Raw genomic sequence first — 21,027 nt, 5'->3', positions numbered from 1 at the left:
CCAGAATTGAGTCCAGGATTCTGACGAGCACTGAATCGGTTTAATGCTGGAGCAGATTGTTTAGCGAGATGAGCATCTGGCCCTGACTCTGTTCAGGAGCTCGCGATGGCACTCTCAGAAATGACAGTTCGGCATGCCCGAATCACCGGTAATGACTACACCCTCGGTGACAGTGATGGTCTCACTCTCAATGTGACTGCCAGGGGCGGAAAAGTCTGGCTCTTCCGTTATTACTGGGCGGGCAAGCAGAAGCGCATGTCCTTGGGTTGCTACCCACAAATCACACTCAAAGAAGCGCGTACTCGACGTGACGAGGCGCGGGCTTTGGTTGCCCAGGGCATCAACCCCTATGAGCATCGCAAACAACAGCGACTTGCTGTTCATGCCGCGAAGGAGCATACCTTCGAGGCCGTGTTCAATCAGTGGGTGGAGTTCCGCAGGCTAAGCCTGAAGGAAGGGCGCCAGAGCACGCTCTCGCAGATCTTGCGAATTTTCAATAAAGACGTCTTGCCTATATTGGGTGCGCGTTCTATCTACGATATCAGTCGTCATGATCTGCTCGATTTGCTGAGCAGAATCGAACAGCGCAAGGCCTTAACGACGGCCGAAAAGTGCCGGACCTGGTTCAACCAATTGTTCCGCTATGCGCTGGTGAAAATCGAGGGGATGGAACACAACCCTGCTTCAGACCTTGATGTGGTTGCACTCCCCAAGCCGCCTGTTACGCACAATCCATTTCTTCGTATGGATGAGCTCCCGGGATTGATGGTTGCTCTCCGAAATTACGGCGGTGCCAACCAAACACGGCTTGGCCTTCGATTGTTGTTGCTGACCGGTGTCCGCACGGGTGAGTTACGGTTGGCGACACCCGACCAGTTCGATCTGGAGAAGCGCTTGTGGGTCATACCGGCGGAAGTGGTGAAACAACTCCAGCTAGCTATGCGGAAGCCAGGTAAGCAGATTCAAAATGTACCACCCTACATTGTTCCGTTGTCGGTTCAGGCGCTGGAGATAGTGCGTCACTTGTTGGATCAAGTTGTCCCCGCTCAACGTTACTTGTTTACGCATCGAAGCGATCTAAGCAAGCGCATCAGCGAGAACACGCTGAATGGCGCGTTACGTCGGATGGGGTATGCCGATCAACTCACCGGTCATGGGATGAGGGCAACGATCTCGACGGCGCTGAACGAGATCGGATATCCGAAGGTGTGGGTGGATGCTCAGCTTTCTCATGCCGACCCGGACAAGGTGAGTGCGGCCTACAATCACGCGGAATACGTGGAGCAGCGCCGGACCATGATGCAGGATTGGGCGAACCGTCTGGATCTGTGGGGGCAGGGCCAGCTGAAAGCGGCGAGTTCTCCGCTGACCATTCGTTTAGAGGGTGCAGCTTCGTTACCTTCGTTGGAAAGTGCGAACGCAAACACCGTTCTGTACAGCGATGGCTTCCCCGCGACGACGGTCCCAGCCTCCAAAATTTCCGTCAGCAACGAACCGGTCCTTAACGCGGCTCAGTATTCACCTGTCCTACCTGCTCCAACGCAGACTGAACAGCTGCACGAACCCCAAGTATCTGAGATACAACGTCAGCGGGCCGAGATGCTAGCCACCTATGAAGCTTCGAATAATTTGCCGCTGCTTGTCTTCGCCAAACTGGCAGGCAAATCCCGGGATCAGATCAACCGCGATATCAAGGCTCGGCGCCTGCTATCCCTGAGCTTGGGGAATCGCGGTCAGCGCATTCCCGATTGGCAGCTTGACCCACTGCGGCACAAATTGATACTTGCTGCCTTAGCGCGGTTTCCGGATGTCGATGCGTGGAGGCTTTATCGGACCGTCTGTGAGCCTCATGAGCGACTGAAGGGGCGTTCGCCAATCGATGTGCTCACTCTGGAGAATTTCGACGTTACTGCACGGATCGTTTGCACTGCCTTAGGCTCACTCTGAGGTACTGTCTTCGAGCGGTGACCACGGATGTTGCCGCTTGTTTAAGTGCATCTTGCACGAGCTACTTCTGAACGCGTGGAGTTCACGAGTTACATGAAATGTTGGAGAGGGACAGAGATAGGCTTCTGTTGCGCAGAATGGCACCATTTGGCAATATCTCGTCCCCGCACTCTCTTGTCAGCTCTCCATCCCTCTCATTTGGGGGCTGTGTCCTGGAGAGGGTGGTTAACCCGGCCTCGCGCCGGGTTTTTTATTCATCCGGCAGGCATGGCTGAAGGATAAATTTTGAACATTCAGTGACCCTATGTATGGGGTGCTAGGGGTCGAGTGTTCGAATCACTCCGTCCCGACCATATTTTTCAATGAGTTAGCCCAATTTTAGAAGATTGGGCTTTTTCATGCCTGAAAAATACTCCTACATTTACTCCCACGGATATCTTTGATCTAAATAGCTTTGCCATTTGAGAGGCGTGGTTGTGTTTGGGTCTCGTCCGCTGCGCCATATTTGCTTCCACTAAGGCCCACTGAACGCCTGGAAGTCACGGAAATAGCGGGCTTGAGCCGCTTTTTTCGTTTTCTGAATTCCACCGGAATCCATCCCCAGCCACGGTTTTTAAGTACACATTTAAGTACACCGCTGGCACAGCCTTTTACGATTCCTTGCACATCAATTTTCGTATTGGTCCGTCTACCGCTGAGTTGTATTCCCCTCCTTGATGCAAAAGGAGGTGTCTGATGGCTCTGACAGATACAGCGATCAAGCAAGCCAAGCCCGCCAGCAAGCCATAGACGTTAACCGATGGAGATGGCTTGTCTCTGCAAGTGCCCCCGACGGGTTCGAGGCGCTGGCATTTCCGTTTCTATTGGCATGACAAACAATTGCGTATTTCCCTCGGCATCTATCCTGACGTGAGTCTCAAGGAGGCTCGTCAGCGGAAAGAGGCTGCACGTGCGCTGGTGGCCAACAATATCGATCCCCGATCTCATTGTCGTGCCGATCGGCAGTAAGCCTCTCACGCCGCCAACAACACGTTTGAAGCGGTTGCTGATCGCTGGCATGAGTTCCGATGTAAAAAGCTGACGAAAAGTAAGAAGGGCAGTGCTGGGCAAGCCAGCAAATACCTGAAGAAGGACATGCTGCCGTGTTTGGGCGATCTTCCAATCGCGGAGATTTCTCGTGGTGATGTGCTGGAACTCATTAGACGAATTGAGCGCAGAGGGGCGTTGGTATCTGCTCGAAAGGTACGCACCTGGCTCAACCAGATCTTCCGTTTTGCTATGGCGGAGGGGCTAATTGATGTGAACCCAGCTGCAGACCTTGATATCGTTGCCGAGACGCCGCGACCAGTTCGCCATAATCCCTTTCTCCAGGTAAGTGAGCTTCCAGGATTGCTCAAGGCCGTCGCTCTCTACGAGTGTGTAGAAGCTACACGGCTTGCTATCCGTCTATTGCTGCTGACGGGCGTGCGTACAGGAGAGCTGCGGGCGGCCACGCCAGACCAATTCGACCTCGACAAGGGGAGGGATCTTGATCAGGGCGAACCAGAACTCGAACTCACCGAAGGCTTTTACCGCGATCATCTCGACGCCGAGGTAGGCGAACATCACCATTTGCAGGGACATCAACACGCCTTGCACGCCGTCTGGCTGGTGCCACTGGAGGGTGTGATGCAACTCCGGAGTCGTGTTCGAACCCAAGGGAATGAGATCCCGCCTTATGTGATCCCACTGTCTACTCAAGCGATTGCAATTGTGCGGAGGCTGATGCAGTTAAGGGCGCGCGGTGCGCGCTATCTGCTGGTTCACCGATACGAAACGCAGGAAATGATCAGTGAAAATACCCTTAACACCGCGATCAGCCGGATGGCGTACAAAGGACGGCAAACCGGCCATGGCATCAGAGCCACCATCTCAACGGCGCTCAACGAGGTTGGCTTTGTAGAGGAGTGGATTGAGGCGCAGCTTTCACACGCTGATACCAATCAAATTCGGGCCGCATACAATCATGCAGAATACGTCGAGCCGAGACGTAGGATGATTCAGTACTGGGCGGATTTATTAGATGCGTTAGAGATCGGCGATCCATGGCCTGTGCCCAATGCTCACCTGTTGCAGGCCCGGAGTGCCCCGGCGAGCTTTCTGTGGTCACAACGGGAATCTGCTAATTCCTAACGTGGGGTACGAGAAAGCAAGTCAATTCAAAAAAGCCACTCGAAGGTGGTTTTTTTCCTCAGGAATGGCTAAGGATTAGGTGCAATGCACTAGATGTTCGAGCAGTTCAGGAGGAGATCATTCTGTAAGCTAAGAGCGGTAGATAGGGGCGGTTGCATTTCCATTGCCAGACCTCTGAGTCCGGTGGCTATACGTGCGTCACGTTGCTCACCTTCTGAAAAATTATGTAATAATGGCTAAATGGTGGCTCTTGGTGTTTGCCGATATGGATTGATACAGGTTAGATCGGTTGTCAGTAGATTAAAAATCTCAATTTCTAGTTTTCAGCCCGAATTCGTTGGCATCGCCTAGGCCGGGACGTATTCGAATTTTAGGCCATGAGCAGGCGATTTTTTTGTATATGAGGGTGTCATGTCTCAGTGGTTTTTACAGTTTTCGCTTCCCTATTATTCGCTTGTCTTGACCGGCTCCTACTCGCTGATGCAGAATTTTCAGGCTATGGGATGGGCCAGTATATGGCAGGGGATGACCATGGACTTCGGCATCATTCGGTCTGTAGCCGCGCTTTATCTTCTTCTCCTACCAGTGATCTACTTGCTTAATGTTCTGGCTGCACGGGTGCTGTCCCCGCGTCTGGCAGTCATGATTACTTTGGTTTGGTTCATACCAGGATTGCTTTCTCTGTCGGGTCTGTACAGCATAAAGGCTGTCGTCCCCGATACTTACGTCATTGGCTCTGGGGGATCGGATCAGTTAGGCAGTGTCCACGGTGCACTGGTCAATTCAATCCTGCTCTTGCTTGTTAGCTGGTCGATTTCGACTCTTTTTCTGCATGCGATGAGAGCTGGCAAGAAGAGCAAGAGTGCATTTGATCACCTCTGGTACCTGCTCGGGCTGACTGCAGTGGTGTTCTACGTGTCTGATGGCAGCCTCAAGAGCACGGCTGATAACGCGGCCCAGCATGAGAAGGATTTGTCGACTGGATTCTCGTTGCTTGAACCGCAATTTGCAAAAACTTCGGTGCGATGCCGCGAAGTGTCATTCGCTGTCAGTAATCCAATACTTTGTGCCTGGGTAATTGAAGCGCGTGCTTATATTAATCAGCAAGCGCAGGAAAATTGGGTCGGGCGTAAATATAAAGATGCTCCGTCTTCTACGTACGTGTTCCAATTGCTACGGTCGCAAGGTATTGACAGTCAGCAAATAATCAATGCTGTTCGAGTTTACAATCAAAACTATTGTAGGGGCAGCAACAGGGATCCAGATTGTCAGCCCATTCCTGTGGAGCTGAATCAGCATCCAGGCTTGCTTAAAGGAGAGGCGGATATTTTCGATCAATATCTTTTGTCAGTCGAAGGTGTATTGCCCTACGTTAACTATCACTGGAATGCTGAAGTCAAAGCTAGAGAACGGTACGAGAGTCAAAAAGCCGTGATAAATGAGCGATGGGCATACCTTGCGTTACTTTTTCCACTATTCATTGGAATTAAAATCTCCCATTCTAGTCGCGAGTTATTTGGGGGGATCGAGACCTCTGTAGTGCGCAAAGGCTTCAAGGCCCTAGGACAGAATTTCTGGAGTGTGTTGATCGTTATCGGTAGTACCCTCATGGACGTAGCCGGAAGTTTGGCCCGGAGACTAGGGCACATTATCACGCGTCGATGCTGAAAACCGCTTTTACGCGAGCATTGACCATCAGGTGTATTTGCAGGGAGGGCAATTCATATTTCCCGTGCAGAGCTTTGACACTGATGGACATCGGTGCCGGACGCATCGCCTCTACCTAGCTGCAAATTTCTGTCGCGCAGGGATGAGCCATGTTGCCAGTAGCCTTCTCCCTATCATTTTTGGAGCTGCGTGGTCGGGGGCATAGCAGCCCAGCCTTTGTGCTATTTTTTCAACATGGCCAGGTATAATCAAATGCGCAAACCTGTTTGGTAACAGCCCTGGTTCTGCCCTGCATCTGCCTCCACAGGCCGCAGCGATTAATTAACACCTACAAAGTAAGTGGCTATTCAGTGCCTAATACAGGGCTTGCTCATTGATGTCACCTGCAGCTTGAATGCGCCTGAACAGGTCGCGAACCAACAGGCCTGCTTAGCTCCAGTCGAACTGCATCACATAGGCGGATGAGGTATCTGGGGAGGAGGCTTCCATGCTGTCTAGTAAACTCATGGACTCTCTCGATTACCTCGGGTGGCGCATGAGGGGGCGCCAAAACCTAGGGATGAATTCTCTGATAGCTTGGCTAGCGCGTTGGCCCGGTAATCCGCGCGGACGTTCAGCTAATTTTTGCAGGTTGGTCTGACGATGAATTAATATTGGGTAATTCGCTCGAGCTGACATTTGGCGTCGACGTTCAGCTCGTAGCTACGGCTGATAGGTCCTCAGGCATGTCTTCTTATGGTATCAGTGATGGGATTTTCGGCGAACCCCGGCTTCTAGGTGAACCTCATCCATCATTTCACTCAAAATTCAAGGATCTGAATCAGTGGCGAAGTTTTCCGTAGCAGCCCGAACCCTCGTTCACCTCGGCGCAGAGCTCATCACCTCGGATGAAGTTGCAGTGAATGAATTAATAAAAAATTCGTTTGATGCCGAGTCTCCTCGAGTAAAAATAGAAATAGTAAATCCTATACCTCATCAGCTTGTCGAAGAGATAGGCAACAAGTTAAGCGCTATAAAAAATAATGTTGGTCTGAAGTCTGTAGTGGCATTGGCCGCTGAGCGTTTGTTGGCAGCGCTGCTTGAGCAGCCAGACGGGGAAGTCAAGAAGGAAGCGGAAAGGAAAATTCGCAAATTTGAATTCGTTAAGTTCAGATTTGAAGCGCTGCGTATCCTAGACACTCTTAACTATATCTCAATAGAAGACGCTGGCATTGGGATGAGTAAGAAGAACTTGTTGTCAGTTTTTCTTACCATCGGTACCCCGTCGAAGCTTCATACTCAAAACAGCAAGGATCTGAGTCGAAAAATCCAAGGTAATAAGGGGATTGGTCGGCTGGCGATGATGCGGTTAGGTGGGGTTGCGCATGTGACCACTTGGGAAAATACCAAGGTGGCGCACAAGATAAAATTTGACTGGCGTATGTTTGATGATCCTGATAAGGAAATTGGTGATATACCTCTCGGTATTTTGTCAACTCTACCTCCTCGCAGCAGTTCATCAGGAACACTGATTCAGATTTTTGCCCTCAAGAACACCTGGACCGAGGAAAAAATTCGCTCGGACTTAGTTGGTAAGTTCTTGCGTAGGCTTCAGAGTCCATTTGCGACAGCAGATAATAAAAAAAGCCCCATAAGTTTTCCCATAGATGTTCATTTCAATGGTGGGCAGAGAATCCCAATCGAAGGAATGAAAAAGGTTCTGACTGACCTCGTTCAAATAGACTTTGAACTCGAATTCAATCCGGAAGGTATGGGAAAAAACGCGAATAATATAGTAGAAACCAAACTCACTGATTATCAGCGAGGGAAAGACCCTGATGTCACACGACGGACGATAATTGAAGTAGCTACTAAGTTAGAGGCTACGAAAGACGAGCTTGATAAAATTGGGCCATTTAGAGCCGTCATTCGGTGGTTTAATCGCGATAAACTGCGTCAGCAGGCAACATTACATGGTAGCTGGAAGGCGGCTAAGCAGGAATTAGATTTGTGGAGCGGCGGGATCGCCATTTATCGGGACGGATTTCGGGTTGGATTTTCCGGTCAATCAACTGGCGAAGACTGGCTTGGGCTTGATAGCTCGGCGTTAAAGCGCGGTGGTTTTGCAGTCAATCGAATTCAAGTGGTCGGTGCACTTGAAATTACGCGCACGCTGAATCCAAATCTGATCGATCGTTCAAATCGTGAAGGACTAATTGACTCGCGGGAAACTGTATTAGTTCGTGAGCTATTGACCGATTTCGCGATAGGAGAACTGCGTAGGTATATAGACAAAGAGGGGCGGGAAGAGAAAAAAACTGAGTTAGATGATTTGGTTGAAAGTGCTCCAGCGACGATCCGGACTAGGGTTGCCAAAGCGGAACAGGGTTTGGCTGAGATACGCTCAAAAGTTTCCCCTGAGGTCAAGAAAACCATACAATCTATATCGGTGAACCTGCACCTGATAAAGAATGAAGTAAAAAAGTTTGAGGACGCGAGCAAGCAAGCGAGTGAGAGGAGAGAAGATATTCTTGAGCTAGCAGGCGTCGGTACCGTGATGTCTGGAGTACTGCATGAGCTGACCAGGACTACTGGGCACACTAGACAGCTTCTCCAAAAGCTGTCCAAGGATGAGTCTCCTCAGACAAAAGCGCTTCTCTTAAAGTTAGATGCCGAGATTAAAGCGATTAACACTCGGTTACGGCAACTCGACCCTCTGACCCCTTCTGGTCGTCATCGCAAGGAAGAGTTTGATCTAGTCGCGTTGTTAGAAACAATAGTAGATGGCTATGCAGCCCGATTTGAGAGGCATGAAATTACGTGCGAGTTATGTATATCTAACGAAAGCGCGCTTCGGCCCGTAAAAGTAACAATGGTTAGAGGATTTGTCAGTCTGGCTATCGAAAATCTGATCACCAACTCAATATACTGGTTGAAAGAAAAGAGCAAAGTCTCTACTGAGCAATCGGCGATCCGAATCGAGTTGGATCCAGAGTCTAAAACGCTTTCTATTAGTGATACAGGCCCAGGCATATCGCCCGCAGACAAAGATCGAATTTTCAGCGCAGGGTTTTCTCTACGTCCTAGGGGGCAAGGGTTGGGGCTTTTCATCGCAGCAGAAGTTGCAACTTATCATAACGCGAAGTTACTTCTCGACTCTCCTGATGATGATGGGCGTTATCGTTGTTTTGTTCTCGAGTTGCCGAGGGATTAAAAATGGATTTTAGTGAATCTTTGATGCATGCCAATATCAAGCGCGTGGCCATAGTGGATGATGATCTATCCAGAAGCATTACGACTCAAGATCTACTAACTATTGACGGTGATCTCGAGGCACTATTGAGTGATCCGAACGATCCCGATAACCAACAGTACCAGGAGTTATTGTCTGCGCTGGGACATGATTACGATAGCCTTGAGGATAAGGCTGGGCCCTTGTCAGATCCGGCGCTCGCAGCACAAGCGCCTGCTAGGTTGAGGAGTGCAGCTGAGCAAGTATTAGAGGCGCGTTCTAATAATGCTGAGCCAGTGGCTAGGCTGCATGCGCTTTTAATATCGGCAGGCATATCAGAAGATAGTATTGATAAGTACTCTTCTCCGTACATCCCGCCTGATAAATTGTACGATCTTATTATTGTTGATTATTTCTTGGTTGATAATTCTGAAAAGAAAACCTTACCTTTTATTCGTGAGATGATTGAGGCCCATGACGGTAGAGAACACCCGTTACAGGTGATGTTAATGTCCACGCATGAAGCGGAGATCAAAAAAGAGTTTCGCAATTTCCGTCCTGAGCTAGGGGTCACAAGCTCTCGTATGAGGGTGATGGGGAAACCGGTGTCTGACGACTATCTCATACAATGGCGTCTCGCGTTGCTGCAACTTGCTAATGACCGATCGTACATCAATGTTATGGAAGGGTTCATCAGAAATGCCGGAGCTGCAATACAGAAAGCGGCTGCCGACCAAGCCCGCAGTATGTGGGAACTTGATCTTCAAGCTATGGACATTCTGCATGAAACGTCAAGTCGGGATAACGATAATTATTGCCGTTATGTAGAAGAGTGCCTTAGTCGGAATTTGCTAACTAACCTTGAAGAGCAAACCGTCATGCGCGCGGCGCTCACAACTCTTGAAGAGCAATTAGTTACTCATCGTGTAACAAAAGTTATTCCTCCCGTTGCGGAGGTCGGTGACTCCCGCGCCGCTATCCGCGCTCTTATGAAGAGCATGGAATGGCGGGGAGGTGCGGGGCCTAGTCTATCAGTTTATCCGGCAGGCGGTTCGGCGTTAGAAAAAGCTCGTTGGGTTCGTCTCAACCTTCGCTTCGGAATGGTTCTCAGGGCGGCTGACGGCAAGGAATGGCTAAATATCACTCAAGCCTGCGATCTGGCGCAAGCTAAGGATGCCGACGTTGAAAATACTACATTGCTTTTGATCGGCGGTTATAGAGCTCATCCATCGAGTTCAACTGCGAACGAGGCGATGATTCAGATGAATTCAACTATGACAGACAAAGATGCGCAAGTACTTGGTTGGAACCTGCGCAGTGTTAGAACGCCCTCAATACAACAGTTTGGCGTAGAGTACGAGCAGGGTTGGTCGGTGTCGGGTGAGCTGCGGTTAGACTTGGCGCAGAGCATAGCTACGCAATATGGATCAAGAACGGCAAGAGTAGGTCTTCAAAAGAAAATGTGGAGCTGGAGGTTACAAGGAGTCGGGCTTGCGGCCCACGCTCTTTTGGATGCCGCTCCGGAGAGCCCCGTTGTTGGTGTTGTGCTTTCTGGTCATGGCATGTCTCGCGGCAAGTTTGAAGAAATTCATATCGACCGAGAAAGCTTAACGGCGTTATCTGATGAATTTCCAGGTGTTTATTCAGACACGGTTCACGCCCATGAAGGATTGCAACTAAAGACCGGCAGTAAAAAAGATGGTTCTCCGCTCATTCTTTATTGCAAAGGGACACCGGCAAATATGGGTGAGCTCCGCACGGAACTCAGCCACGAACAATGGTTAACGCGTGCAGATAATCGGCAGAAAATAATAGTCGCACTTTGGTACGCCTGAGTCATATCGCCTTATGAAAGCTGACGGAGCTTTGGGGGCAGCTTTCATTTAAAACATCTTCGTACGAAGATGTTTTAAATTCCACTGCTAAACAGACGGCTTATTTGTGGCAGATGTTGCAACTACCGTTCGACTCATCTACCCCATAAATCTCGTCGATTTCTTGGTTTTCCTCCCAGGGCCGAAGTGGGTTCCGAGGCCTCCGTGCCTTCGTCCTAGCGATGCGCGCGTCGTATTCTTTTCTAATTGACACTATACGTTCGGGCTTTTCAAGATCTGTCAATGGTTCCCCTTTAGTCCATGTAAAAGGTGAGCCGTGCTCAATCGCAGTCTTTTCCAGCGCTTTTGCTTCTTCAAATGCTGCTGGGTGCCGTTCCCGGAGGCGAACCCATTCAATTTTTTGCTGAAAAAAGCAAAACGTACATCCACTCCGGCTTCGCCATTCGTAGTATCTGGGAAGGCCTACTCCTGACGACTCGAGTATCTCCATAACCCCAGCTTTATCGATACCATCTCCACGAAATGGCAGAACTATTTTTAGGTTCTCGTTCTTCGAAGAATATCCTTCACGATAGTCTTCATCCGAGCGTATCGCCACATATGAGAAGACCCGTTCGCCTTTGGCGAGCATCGGTCTGGTCCACTCTTCAAAGGGAGCGAGTTTCAGTTGGCGCGTGCACCAGCGAGTTTGCGCAGACGGCAGAAAATTATTGTATTCTTTGAGCCAAAACTCGAAATCTCTGCGAGGATTAAGTCGCAGGATTGGTTTGCCTAGGAACCCTTCGAGGCGGCCTAGAAACTCATGCACTTCAGGGAGTTCTTCTCCTGTGTCCGTGAAAAAGTACTCAATATCTAGCTCGGGCCGTGTTTGTCGCATGTACACCGCTAGAGCGGCGCTATCTCGCCCTCCCGAAAGACCTAGAAGATGTCGTTCAAGCATTTTCGACCTCCGTGTTTTTTACCATGGTCGTTCCTGCGCGTGCTATGGCGGCCAAAAGAAGGTCGCCATCAAGGCCTGACGCGGTCAAGAAGCTTATAATCTGATCGGCAGCTTCCCTAACTTTTTCACGGTCCCTGCCAGCGATTTCGAAGTGCTTGGTAACGAGGCTTGATGATGCTCCCTCTCCAATTACCACGGCGAACGATTCACGCCCCGGCAGTCGTCCTTCTACAGAGACGAATGCCTCTGCTCTTCTGAATGCCAAAGACAGGTCGGCAACTGCAACGAGGGCAGAATCGAAATCGAGATCGGTCCAGTCTCGGGGCGGCTTGTTCACCGCCAAACCTAATATCTCTTCTACGCCCTTTGTGGTGCCATCGCGTTGTCTGAGTCTGGCGGCGAAGCCCTCTAACCTTAGGTCGCCGGTCATTGTCGACAAGTACTGCGCGCGTGCTCTCAGTTCAGGGTCATCACCTTCTTCAGCATCCAGAGCTTGAGCTAATCTAGCATCAGCTTTCTTGAGCATGTCTGAATAAGCACTGAGCAGCTCCTCTAAAGGAGCCTGAATGTTAGCGCAATACTCGTTTTGGTTGGGAGAGAACACCTCAGGGAGGTCTATGAATAGGAGTCTGTGTGGGTCAGATGCTTTTAGCAAAATATCGCGAACTGTTTGTGCTTTTTTCGAAATGCGATGCGTTCGTCGTGTCCATGCAGGGAGCGAAAAGACCAGGGCCACCAAAGCTCTCGCAACCTCTAACGGTACCTCGCTAGCAGGGGGGAAGCCGCATTGTTTTAAGGTAATCGACAAGACTTCGAGGGCGCGTTTTTTCTCGGCGTCGTCATCTACCCAGCGTACCGAAAATCTCCCGGCATCTTGCAACATCTCGTCGACGTCCGCGTCTGTCAGTGAAGGTTCAAATACGCCGTCTCGGTATACTGCAACTGTCTCTGCATGAGCGAGCATGAAGGCAAGCGCCAATACGGGTAGCAGGCCAGCTTTTACCCCATAAGGGCGTGATCCCCATAGGGAATACAGCTCCCTGAGACTTACCGTGCCCGCTATGCGTGTAGAAACCAGCTCGAGGGCAGATGTCCATAGCGGAATAAGGTTTCGCTGGTCGGGTAGCTCTGGAGCGTAGAAACGCCAGGCTCCATCAGTCCCTTCACGGTGTAATCCCGTTGAAGATAACAAGGTGTCGTATAAGCCGCGCTCAGCTGGAAACCCCTCTATTCCAAGATTCTCTTCTAACGTATTTTTTATCATTCGGTGAAGGAGGTCGCGGCGGGCTTTTACACTGTTTGCCGAAAGCGAATCACGGTTTACAAGTTCACTCCAGACCCTCGGTGATGCTGAAAAAATTTCATTAGCCATTTCTGAGGCTAATGTTGACAGCGAATTAGATTTCTTTCGTTTCGTGCCGATTCTCCACTCAGCCTTTGTTACAGCCGCTCGAAGCGCCTCCTCAAGAGCGCCCTTTACTGACGATAGCCGGGCGGCCACTTCTCGACGTGCCACTGAGTCGCCTTCCAGCTCGGGGCTGCCTTCGAAAACAAGTCTTAAAGACAAAAGCTCAGCGCCTAAGTCCGCAATCAGCTCATAATTGGGAGGTACACCGTAGATGATAGGGCTCTGCGAATTGACCGGAAGCGCAGCCAGCGCTCTTCCGGTTTCCTGGGCATTGGACTGCCGCTCGGGTAGCACTAGCGCAAGTCGGCCAAATTCGCCGCCTTCTGGTTGGTAGTTACTCGCCAGATGTTCCGCTTCGTGGACGGAGTGCATTGATACACCAAGCCATCGGAAACTTCCGGTGTCATTGTAGTGACGCTTGGCAATCACAGGGTGGAGGTTTGCCATAGCGGTTAGCGTTTTCATATCCGCAGAAGCAAATGTCGCGCGCGCTTTCGCGACTGCTTCATCAATATCGAAATCGCTTCCCTCATAGATTGTCCAGGCCCCGACGTGTTTCCTGAACAACGCAACACGCCACACTGACAACTTGCTTAAAAGCGCTTCTACATCTGTCTTACTACGGCCATGAAGAATTGTTTGAAGCACATCATTGTCTGCGGCCAAGCCAGAAACACTGCGAAACATATCAATGATGGCCAATGATTTGGCTAGTGCTATCTCGTCTGCTGCTCCACCTTTGGATTCGGTTCTTTCAACCGCTTCCACAGCTTGAGCCCATCGGTGCCCATCTGGGGAGGCTAGAATCGCTTGTTCTAAATTCGCCCTCAAGTAATCCCAAAATTTGTCAGGCCCATAGGTCGCTTTGCCGTCCCACTGCTCGAGAAAATCCTGGAAGCCATTAGGTTCAAGGGAGGTCAAGAAGCCAAATACGCTGCGTTCATTTTGGCCAAACTGGCGACGTGAAGCCGGACCGAGAAGGGCCGCCGTTACAGGATGGAGAGGCCAGCAGCGGTTCAATAAGGTGCCCATGCCCTGACCGACAGCTGGGCGTCTACCTGAAATTGCTGAGCCAATGATTTCCGCTGCACTCAAATCTGCTGGGTGCGCAACTTTGCATTCTATCGCCCTGCCGATCAGCTCGACCACTTCATCGCCGGTTGCTACGAACGAAACGTCGGAAAATCTTCCTTGGACCTTCGCCCACTCTTCCCGGGCTTCGATACCCAAGCGCGAGGCATACTGGCGAAACGCTTGATGGAGAATCCCGATAACAACGATCTTTCCGTCACTGCGTGCAGCAGTTTCGGCTAAATCCTGGAAAAAATGGACATCGTCGCCACCGGCAGCCGAGGCTTCAAGAAACTTACCCATTTCATCGACAATTAACAGCACGCCGCCGCAGCCTTCCCGGCAGGCCTCGTTAGCGAGATCTGTAACTAGCGTGTCTTCAGATGAAGCTTTGTCTGCTGTGCCAAGCGCTTTCGATAAATTTTGAGCAATGGCTTTGGTGATGCTCCCGCGTCTACCTACAACTGGAACTACGAGCCAGTCGCCGTCATCAGCGGAAAATACTTCATTAAAATAGGGGATATTTTTTAGCAGTTCGATGGATTTCTTTCGAAGTGCTTGATCGGCTGACACTGCTGCAGCCAGGACAAGTGCAAGTGATGACTTGCCACCTCCATAGGGCCCAGTCCACGTGAATGCTCGTTGATTACTGCCTGCTATCTGCCGCGCCATAACGGAGAGAGCTTCTCTAGCTGTGTCTGTTAAGAGGTAACCGTCTAGCGCGTCAGACCTACCAATGTCAGCATCAATCCTAACCGAGCGGCGATAATGCCTCACTATCTTGACTAGGTTTTTGTCGTCCGCAACTCCTAAGTCAGCAGTCATAAGATTTTCTCAACATTCTTTCCATTAGCAATTCAGAGTCGAAATCAGCTCGATGAACTTGGCGGAGTCCGGAGGTATCCGACCAACGAAGCTTGCCCTCAGTGTGGTCCGCGAGGGAGAAAAGTCGCTCAGCTACTGACTCCTCGTCTAGCTTGAAGACCCTTCCAGGAGAACCTTGGGCATAAGCTATAGCTTCAAAGCTCAGTGACGATTCTGCCTTCCTGTGATTTGCCCAGAAATCGAGGAGTGCCCAAGTGAACATTGCGTCTGGCAAAGTCGTTTTAGGTCCTCTACGAAAAGAGAACACACCCTTACGCTCCTCCTGGAGCAAACCCAATTCGGCTAACATGGGCTCTGCGGCTTCCTCTACAGAAGAGGACGCTGATCTAGGGGCGTACCCTCTCAAACAGGTATCTAGGTCGCGGCTTAGGGTTGCCTGCGAAAGCTTCTTACCATTTGCCACGGTCAGGGCATATTTAGTGAGTATTGGTAGGGCTTCATCACGGCTGAAGGATTGTGCTGAGAGGCTGTTGAAGAGCCAAAACCATGTCGTTGAACGGCTTCCTCGACCGGCTAGGCACCAATGGGCGTACCATGTAGTCACCGGGTTCTCGGAATAGGGGTCAAGGCCCCCTGCGCCGAAGATACTTTTGCCATCCTCGGTAAGATCAAAATTGCGACGAGATTCGTCTTCCGCAATCACGTCGCACGCAAGCGCCCAATGTCGAATTGACGCAACCATATTCCTGCCAACGCCAAAATACGCGATCGCCTTTTCGCTAGCGAAGGTATCCTTAGAAATTCTACCGCTAGCGTCGGCCTTATCGACCGCTTTTTTTAGCCACATCTGCCGCAGTGGGAATGTCTCATGCCCAGAAAAATGGGCATCCGTCCTGTTCGCCTGCACCATAGTCATCCCACTCATCGCTAACTGGACGCCTCCTCCAGCACCAAACGTGCCGACTGGTGAACTCATCCAGTCTGAGGGGCTTTGTGTGCATTGTATCCTCCGTAGCGGTTGATGTCTCGTCAGGGAGACGTTCCGGCAGCGCAAATCTGAGCTCCGACGGAACCCTGCTATGGCCTAAATGACTCAAGTGCAGGGCCCCTCGTTGAGCGTTATACGCCTCATGCTGAGTTATATTTTTCGAGTTTTCGTGGTTGTTTTGGGTTGAGCTTCAATGGGTATGTGTTGATTTATAGATCCCAATATTCCTTTTTTCAGTTTTAAAATTTGTATGTGCTTATTTGGGTGTAATGATTTGATTTTGCGTCTAAGCAGTAGATTTATAAATATTTCCTAATATCTGATAAACCTCTAATCGGTTGGTCTGCATTTTATTCGCAAGTTTATTTGGTGTGCTTGGCGCATGTTTAACTAGTTGTTCTATGTGGTACTGTCCGTGAAATATAGCTACTGGCTGGCGTCAAGTTTTAGAAAGGGATTGTCTGGCGGAACGTTTTTTATAAGTGAAGCCGGTTCGGTGATAAGGTACCCCTTCAACGAAGTTTGCTTTCTGGGACCTTGTACCTTGCAGGTCCAGATGTTCAAACCATCAGCGCGCTTTCTGTGTGCATTCAGTTTCTCAAACTGCTTCTGCGCCCAACGCCATTCTTCAATCTCTTGATCGACCCCTTTCGCGATGCCAGGAAACTCCTGGACATAACGTTGGAAGAGGCCCGGCGTCACGAGAAACACAGTGCCATCCACCGTGTGAACCTTCGCCTTGCTGTCGTTGATGATCAGCTTGTGACTCACAACGCCTTCCTTGACCCAATTTAGGAATGCCTGACCTGGGCTGTCCGATGGAGGCGTTGAGGTTTCGAGAGTACTTTCTGCCGGCGCATTGCTGGTCTCAGAGTCTACCAACTCGAACATGTCCAGCAGCGGGCCGAGGTAATCGGCATCCTCTAGCGCCATGGGATCCGGCTGCGGTTGACTTTTACCCGATACGATACTGACTGTCTCGGGCGCTGGTGTTGGTAGCGGGGTGTCAGATGAGCGTTCATGAGCCACAATGCTCACCGTTCCGCTGAACGCCTCAGGCCGGTCTTCGTTCCCCCAGATCAACGCCGGTTGGAGGCGCAGAAAGGTAAAGCTCTGCTGCCAATTTCCCTGTGCCACAAGCGCGGTCCAGATGGCTTTGCCTTCTGGGGTGGACTCGACCAGACCATGTGATTGCAGTTCGTCGAACACGGCGATGTTGGAGGAGGGAATGCCTTCAATCGATTGCGACAGCAGATGGGCTCGTAGCTTGTCCGTGACCGTCTTGCTGACTAGCCAGAGTGCGTCCTGGGTCAGCCATCCCGCGGCACCTGGCTGGTTGAGTTTCAGCTCGTGCTGAATCAAATGACGCAGTCCGCTGATCAAATGGTGTTGCAGCGAATGAGTCGGCGCTTGCAGCGCCTTGCTCGGGTTACCACCGATGTTCTGTGCGGTGGAAACACGGTCTGCCTGCATCACCAGCTCACCCAGCACGCCGGCACGTTCGTACTGACCCGCCAGGACATACAGCAGGTTGGCCCAGAGCGATGGGAACCCACTGAGCCAATCGAGGATCGGGCGGTCGAGAATCTGGGTATAGATCAAGCCTGCGGCCGCGCGGTGCAGGTGGTAGTCGCGACCCTTGAGGTAGCGAAAACGGTAGGGCTGATCCAGCGATCCCTGCCAAGGATGCCAGACACGGCCATCCTGGCGTTCGACCAGCAGGTCCACGGCGATCTTGCCGATGTCATGGAGCAACGCGCCATAGGCGATGCCAGCGGACCAAGCGTCGGTCTGGGCTGCTTGGTCTTCGGGTGCGGCGCCGGTGGGAAGCAGATACGATTGACGCAATTTCAGACTACAGGCGACCAACTCCAACCCATGGTCGAGCATGCCGCCAAGATAAGCATGGTGGTGCGTCTCGCTGGCTGGAAGCTGCTGGACCAGTTCGGCGTAGCGATGGATCGGATTTAAATAGAGCTGTCTGAATTGCGGATGGGAGAGGGCGGTGTACTGCCAAATGCGATCAAGCAACTGGCGGCGATGCCCGGCTGCTAACAAGCTCTGGGACGATTCGATGGACAGGTACCCATCGGCGACGTTTACGGTTGGTGGAGGAGGAGGCTTTTGCCTTTTGTGCCGAAACAAACTGAGCATCGTGACTTCCCGGGAAATGGCAGGATCAGTGGCCTTTTAGCCTTTTCGGATAGGGCTCTTACCCTTGACTCCCATTCCCCTTCCAACCCTTACCCGTCCTTTTGCCGTGTGTCCTTTTTTGCGGCAATCGGAATATCGATTTGTCTTGGTGCCGTTTTGTTGGATGCGTGTGCTGGTGCGAAAAAGGCAAGTGTCGGTACACTGCGGTGCGAATTTTATCGGGTCTTGCCATGAACCTCACTGACGCCACGCTCATACTGCTGCTCGCGGCACGTATCCATGGAACAGACGAAGCCGTCAGGGCCTCGGCGAAGAGCGTGGTCAAGAAGCTACCGCGAAGCAAACGTGATCTGATCTACAAGGTGATCGACAGCCGAAGTCCACTCGAACTGGTGGATTACCTGGCTGAGAATCTGGATACGTAACGGCGCACTGCGGTTACGGGATTACTTCATGTTCTTTGCGTCAGAGCTCCGCAGTGTGGGAATTTTCTGGGCATAGAAAAAGGGTCCAACTCGTGTTGGACCCTATGAAGCATTTGCAGCGGTGAGGTGACGATCAAGCTCCATCGTTCATGCATCGCGAGTCATCCATTCCCGTCTGCCTCCGTTGCTGCTCCAGGTTGAGCACATACTCCGAAGCGCATCGGGCCTGGCCACTGGCGCGGAAAATCGCGCGGTTGTCAGACTTGAGCAGGCCGAGCCAGGAGTCGATATAGCCCTCGTGCCGAAGCTCTCCCCGTATACCGGCGTAGGCACATAAAAAAGCGGCGCCCATTTCGGCGATCAACTCTTCAAATGCATAGCCTGGCGAGCCAAATGGACACGGAGATGTCACGCCTTCGCGCTGCAACCGAGAGTGGTGTCCGGTCCAGTGCGTCAGCTCGTGAAGTGCAGTGGCGTAGTATCCACCTTGATCGTGGAATTGCGATTTTGTCGGCAGTTGGATGAGATCCCTGATCGGGTGGTAAAAGGCTTCGTCGGCAAAACGATGGATGATATGTGCGCCCGAACTTCGCAACAAACTTTCTGCAGCAGCGTTAGGGAAGAAGGGATCGCTCGATTCCGTCTCGAGCACCGTTTCGTTGAGCGTTTCGAGCCCCTCCGTTTGCTCGATGTTGAACAGAAAATGCGTCCTGAGAATGCCAAAGTGAGCGACCTTGGGCTGACCGTTTTCATCTAGTACGGGTTGGCCTGATTCGGTCTGTTCCTCGCGTTCCATCGGTTTGTAGAGCACTGCCAGGGTGCTGTGCTCACCCTTACGGATGTGCCCGCCGGCTTTTTTGGCTTGGTTGAAAGTCAGCCAGCGATCTTGAGTGAACCCCTGCAACCTAGCCTCGGTCCAGAGCAGCGGTAAATTGATGCCCGAATAGGGACGCTGGGTGATGGCGTTGATGGGGTAGGGGTGGTGATGACCGACGTCAGCTGAGCCACTTGAGGACCAAGGTTTGATCCAGGGCGCTACGCCTTGGTCCAGCGCGGTAACAATCTTGTCAGTTACGTCTTGGTAGATATTGCGCATGGCATTTTCCTCGAGAGAAAACGGAGGAACGCCTTGCCCGTCGGGGAGGGTTCCCCGGTGGGTGTTGGTTGGATTGGATGCAGGACTGCGCGCAGTCTAAGTGTGGATCAGTGGCAGAGTCTGGCCATTTGCGGTCAGCGTTGCTGCTCTTTCGCAAGCGCTATCAGTAGGGCGTTAGGTTGGTCTGCTGCCTGAAGCTGGCTGAGGCTCAGTCGCAGCAATGGTTCATGATCTGCATCACTCGCTGAGACGAACTTGGCTACCTCAAACACCACGTAGGGTGCGTTTGGATCGGCCAGGTGTGCTTTGAAGGCTGCGCGTACGATGTTGCTCAGCCTATCGAGCTGCAGTTTTTCAGAATGATTTGAACCATCGAGCAATACTGCGTGTTGCCACGCGTCTGGAGTGAACACAACGGGCAAGTGCAGAGTGTTCAGTGCTTCGCTTGTGAGTGAGTCGGACATGGGGTGCCTCCGTTGATAGCGCGAAGAAACCTGTCCCATAGGGGAAAGAGTTTCCCGCGGTGGGTTGAAGAAAAACAAGAGGGGTTAGGACGAGCCGAGCTCGAAAGACGCTCGGGAGAGCAGTAGGCGTTCATCACCGTGAAGCGTGACCGTGCGAGCCACCGAACGCTAATCGCACTTGGGGGGAACCATCACCGGAGTGACGTAGCCTCAAAGGCTCTGGCTACCTGGGAAGGTGCTGTCGATAACAGCGATCCGTACCCTCTATGTAGCTGGATGATATGGATGGGTCAACGGCCATAGAGGCGCCGGTGCACGAGCTGCGTCTTCTGTCTTCCAGTGAAGCGTTTTTCGACCGAGCAAGCTGATAAACGGTTAAGCATGGGCGGTTTTCAGTAGTAGTCTGTAATCTCGATTTCCACAGGAATACGCTCAGAAGAGGGCGCAATCATGTCGGCTCAGCAGCCACTTCAAATCTCCCGCGCACACCGCTGGGCATATGCATGCGGTATGTTCGCCAAACGTGGTTATCGAAGGTTGAAAGGGTTTGAGTCTCGTGTGGCCAAGCGTGCAGTGACGGCAGGTTTGCCTGCGGGTAATTTACTCGTTCGCGGGATCTTTCTGCTTGCCCAGGTGGCCCTGTTCGGAGCACTTCTTTTTGTTAGCTTTTGGTTGTTTCTGCTGGTGTGCACATTCGTCGCATTAGCAGCTATCCCAGTTCAAGATTCAGACACTCCAGATATTGATGATCTCGATGATCCAATTCACAGAGCGTCTTGGCCTGAGCGGTACGATAAATGGGGTTCACTGAAGTAACCTCCCT

General features: G+C 51.5%; 13 protein-coding genes and 3 pseudogenes. 9 read left to right on the top strand and 7 right to left on the bottom strand.

Annotated features, from left to right (window positions below; all coding sequences use genetic code 11):
* Positions 1 to 105: 105 nt before the first annotated feature.
* From KJY40_RS22585 to KJY40_RS29765, 3 genes and pseudogenes are all read left to right on the top strand, one after another.
* Positions 106 to 1,947, top strand: a complete 1,842-nt coding sequence (locus KJY40_RS22585) for a tyrosine-type recombinase/integrase (protein WP_220556843.1) — start codon at positions 106 to 108, stop codon at positions 1,945 to 1,947.
* Between the two features lie 804 nt (positions 1,948 to 2,751).
* Positions 2,752 to 2,955 (top strand): annotated as a pseudogene (locus KJY40_RS29770) (Arm DNA-binding domain-containing protein); the annotation flags it as partial.
* 36 nt (positions 2,956 to 2,991) lie between these two features.
* Positions 2,992 to 3,255, top strand: a pseudogene (locus KJY40_RS29765) (tyrosine-type recombinase/integrase); the annotation flags it as partial.
* A gap of 255 nt (positions 3,256 to 3,510) precedes the next feature.
* Here KJY40_RS29765 and KJY40_RS29895 read toward each other — a convergent pair.
* Positions 3,511 to 3,594 (bottom strand): annotated as a pseudogene (locus tag KJY40_RS29895) (hypothetical protein); the annotation flags it as partial.
* Between the two features lie 21 nt (positions 3,595 to 3,615).
* Between KJY40_RS29895 and KJY40_RS29755 the strand changes: the two are divergent.
* The 4 genes from KJY40_RS29755 (at position 3,616) to KJY40_RS22565 (ending at position 10,833) form a co-directional block, all read left to right on the top strand.
* Positions 3,616 to 4,119, top strand: coding sequence for a tyrosine-type recombinase/integrase (locus KJY40_RS29755; protein WP_342593387.1), 504 nt, complete (start codon positions 3,616 to 3,618; stop codon positions 4,117 to 4,119).
* A 411-nt stretch (positions 4,120 to 4,530) separates the two neighbouring features.
* Entirely contained in the window at positions 4,531 to 5,787 is a 1,257-nt protein-coding gene (locus KJY40_RS22575) for a hypothetical protein (protein ID WP_220556842.1), read from the top strand.
* Between the two features lie 823 nt (positions 5,788 to 6,610).
* Positions 6,611 to 8,980 (top strand): sensor histidine kinase, encoded by a 2,370-nt coding sequence (locus KJY40_RS22570; protein WP_220556841.1) that lies wholly within the window; start codon positions 6,611 to 6,613, stop codon positions 8,978 to 8,980.
* A gap of 2 nt (positions 8,981 to 8,982) precedes the next feature.
* Complete coding sequence (locus KJY40_RS22565) at positions 8,983 to 10,833, top strand: hypothetical protein (RefSeq protein WP_230732949.1); 1,851 nt, start codon at positions 8,983 to 8,985, stop codon at positions 10,831 to 10,833.
* A 100-nt stretch (positions 10,834 to 10,933) separates the two neighbouring features.
* On the opposite strand, the gene KJY40_RS22560 is transcribed toward KJY40_RS22565, so the two are convergent.
* From KJY40_RS22560 to mobH, 4 genes are all read right to left on the bottom strand, one after another.
* A complete protein-coding gene (locus KJY40_RS22560) occupies positions 10,934 to 11,773 on the bottom strand; it encodes a phosphoadenosine phosphosulfate reductase domain-containing protein (protein ID WP_220556839.1) in 840 nt (279 codons plus the stop codon).
* The gene (locus KJY40_RS22555; protein WP_230732947.1) at positions 11,766 to 14,825 is read right to left on the bottom strand and encodes an ATP-binding protein; all 3,060 of its coding nucleotides are present in this window, start codon (positions 14,823 to 14,825) and stop codon (positions 11,766 to 11,768) included. The genes KJY40_RS22560 and KJY40_RS22555 overlap by 8 nt, the downstream gene beginning before the upstream one ends.
* Before the next feature lie 241 nt (positions 14,826 to 15,066).
* Positions 15,067 to 15,993 (bottom strand): DUF4007 family protein, encoded by a 927-nt coding sequence (locus KJY40_RS22550; RefSeq protein WP_220556837.1) that lies wholly within the window; start codon positions 15,991 to 15,993, stop codon positions 15,067 to 15,069.
* Positions 15,994 to 16,491: 498 nt separating this feature from the next.
* The gene (mobH, locus tag KJY40_RS22545; protein WP_220556836.1) at positions 16,492 to 18,219 is read right to left on the bottom strand and encodes a MobH family relaxase; all 1,728 of its coding nucleotides are present in this window, start codon (positions 18,217 to 18,219) and stop codon (positions 16,492 to 16,494) included.
* 230 nt (positions 18,220 to 18,449) lie between these two features.
* On the opposite strand from mobH, the gene KJY40_RS22540 reads away from it, so the two are divergent.
* The gene (locus KJY40_RS22540) at positions 18,450 to 18,644 is read left to right on the top strand and encodes a DUF7740 domain-containing protein (RefSeq protein WP_027912535.1); all 195 of its coding nucleotides are present in this window, start codon (positions 18,450 to 18,452) and stop codon (positions 18,642 to 18,644) included.
* Between the two features lie 133 nt (positions 18,645 to 18,777).
* Here KJY40_RS22540 and KJY40_RS22535 read toward each other — a convergent pair whose 3' ends face one another.
* A complete protein-coding gene (locus KJY40_RS22535; RefSeq protein ID WP_220556835.1) occupies positions 18,778 to 19,740 on the bottom strand; it encodes an ArdC family protein in 963 nt (320 codons plus the stop codon).
* 134 nt (positions 19,741 to 19,874) lie between these two features.
* Positions 19,875 to 20,204: a hypothetical protein gene (locus KJY40_RS22530; protein WP_220556834.1), complete on the bottom strand. Its 330-nt coding sequence runs from the start codon at positions 20,202 to 20,204 to the stop codon at positions 19,875 to 19,877.
* A 450-nt stretch (positions 20,205 to 20,654) separates the two neighbouring features.
* On the opposite strand from KJY40_RS22530, the gene KJY40_RS22525 reads away from it, so the two are divergent.
* Entirely contained in the window at positions 20,655 to 21,020 is a 366-nt protein-coding gene (locus KJY40_RS22525; protein WP_220556833.1) for a DUF3742 family protein, read from the top strand.
* Positions 21,021 to 21,027: the final 7 nt, after the last annotated feature.

The sequence above is a fragment of the Pseudomonas fitomaticsae genome (assembly GCF_021018765.1).
GTDB lineage: Bacteria > Pseudomonadota > Gammaproteobacteria > Pseudomonadales > Pseudomonadaceae > Aquipseudomonas > Aquipseudomonas fitomaticsae.
This window is presented reverse-complemented; position numbering and strand designations above follow the sequence as displayed.

Bases quoted from the DNA above. Each gene is read 5' to 3' on its own strand.
- KJY40_RS22585 (WP_220556843.1), top strand. From the start codon at position 106: ATGGCACTCTCAGAAATGACAGTTCGGCATGCCCGAATCACCGGTAAT.
- KJY40_RS29755 (WP_342593387.1), top strand. From the start codon at position 3,616: ATGCAACTCCGGAGTCGTGTTCGAACCCAAGGGAATGAGATCCCGCCT.
- KJY40_RS22575 (WP_220556842.1), top strand. From the start codon at position 4,531: ATGTCTCAGTGGTTTTTACAGTTTTCGCTTCCCTATTATTCGCTTGTC.
- KJY40_RS22565 (WP_230732949.1), top strand. From the start codon at position 8,983: ATGGATTTTAGTGAATCTTTGATGCATGCCAATATCAAGCGCGTGGCC.
- KJY40_RS22560 (WP_220556839.1), bottom strand. From the start codon at position 11,773: ATGCTTGAACGACATCTTCTAGGTCTTTCGGGAGGGCGAGATAGCGCC.
- KJY40_RS22550 (WP_220556837.1), bottom strand. From the start codon at position 15,993: ATGACTATGGTGCAGGCGAACAGGACGGATGCCCATTTTTCTGGGCAT.
- mobH (WP_220556836.1), bottom strand. From the start codon at position 18,219: ATGCTCAGTTTGTTTCGGCACAAAAGGCAAAAGCCTCCTCCTCCACCA.
- KJY40_RS22540 (WP_027912535.1), top strand. From the start codon at position 18,450: ATGAACCTCACTGACGCCACGCTCATACTGCTGCTCGCGGCACGTATC.
- KJY40_RS22535 (WP_220556835.1), bottom strand. From the start codon at position 19,740: ATGCGCAATATCTACCAAGACGTAACTGACAAGATTGTTACCGCGCTG.
- KJY40_RS22530 (WP_220556834.1), bottom strand. From the start codon at position 20,204: ATGTCCGACTCACTCACAAGCGAAGCACTGAACACTCTGCACTTGCCC.
- KJY40_RS22525 (WP_220556833.1), top strand. From the start codon at position 20,655: ATGTCGGCTCAGCAGCCACTTCAAATCTCCCGCGCACACCGCTGGGCA.